This is a genomic window from Micromonospora coerulea (genome assembly GCF_016598485.1).
Taxonomy (GTDB): domain Bacteria; phylum Actinomycetota; class Actinomycetes; order Mycobacteriales; family Micromonosporaceae; genus Micromonospora; species Micromonospora coerulea.
Genome location: NZ_JAEMUW010000093.1, coordinates 1 through 1,228 on the forward strand (window position 1 = coordinate 1; position 1,228 = coordinate 1,228).

General features: G+C 67.8%; 1 protein-coding gene. It reads right to left on the reverse strand.

Annotated elements, in window-relative coordinates; genetic code table 11:
• Positions 1-170: 170 nt before the first annotated feature.
• Positions 171-1,061: an orotidine-5'-phosphate decarboxylase gene (gene pyrF, locus I8N68_RS32410; RefSeq protein ID WP_200216915.1), complete on the reverse strand. Its 891-nt coding sequence runs from the start codon at positions 1,059-1,061 to the stop codon at positions 171-173.
• Positions 1,062-1,228 lie beyond the last annotated feature (167 nt).

A 1,228-nucleotide genomic window follows, 5' to 3' on the forward strand; every position in this document is an offset into this window, starting at 1 on the left:
CGGATGCATGGAAATCGTGCACGTCCGGTTCTGAGGGGGCGGCGGCGCAGCAATGCGCCGTCGCTACCCGGCCAGTCCGCGCGCCACGCAGCGTCACGCGAGCTGGCCCGATTGCCGTCCGGACGTGCGCGGATCCAGCGGTGTGCCGATCGGCGTGGTGAGGACGGTCATCACGTTGGCGAACCGGCATCGAAGGCGGCGGGTCGGGCTGCGGTCGTCGGTTGGGCCGGCACGGTCACGGCATCACGGATCTGGTCAACGAGTGCGTTTGTCGCGGCCCGAGCCGCGCGCGCGAATCCTGGACCAGGCTCAGCCTCGATGATCGCCCGGGACGAGCTGACGATCAATCCACCGCCTTGGAACAGCCCGGCCCGGACGACATCGCCGACCGAGCCGCCCTGGCGTCCGACACCGGCGACGAGGATCGGCAGGTGCGGCGCGATGCGCCGTACGTCGGCGATGTGCTGAGGGTAGGTGCCGCCGACGAGGACACCGCAGTTGCCGTGCCTGTTCCAGTCGTAGCCGGCCAGCCGGGCGACCCGCTGGTAAAGCGCCTCTCCACCGGTCGGTAGGTCTTGCAGCTCGCTGGAGCCCGGGTTCGAGGTGCGGCACAAGACGATGACGCCCTTGGTACGGGTGTCCAGGAACGGTCGTAGCGCATCGACGCCTAGGTAAGGCTGCGCCGTCACTGCATCCGCGCCGAGATAGCCGAACACAGCGTCACGGTAGGCCAGGTTCGTGGAAGCGATGTCACCGCGCTTGGCGTCAACGATCACCGCGACCTGTGGCGCCACCGCGTTGATATAAGCGATCGTCTGCCGCAGCGCACTGATGCCGGGCGCGCCCCACCGCTCATAGAAGGCGATGTTGGGTTTGTACGCACACACCAGATCCGCCGTGGCGCCAACGATCTCGCCGTTGAACCGGACCAACGCTTGCTCGACGTCGTCATCGGCGACGGCCAGCCGGACCGTATCCATCTCGGGATCCAGCCCGACGCAGGCCAACAGCCCGCGCCCCCACTGCTGCTGCAACAACTGCGAGAACACCGCGTCCCGCACCGATGCCCCCTTCCGTCCGACACCACCCCGGCCCCACCAGGCTGCCACAGCATCCCGTGGGATCGGCACTCATCCGCAGCGTCCCGCCATCGCTAGTGCTCTGACCACAAACGTTGGCCGGATTGGCCGGTGGTTGGGGAGTTGTCGTAGGGGTGGTGTTGGCTTCG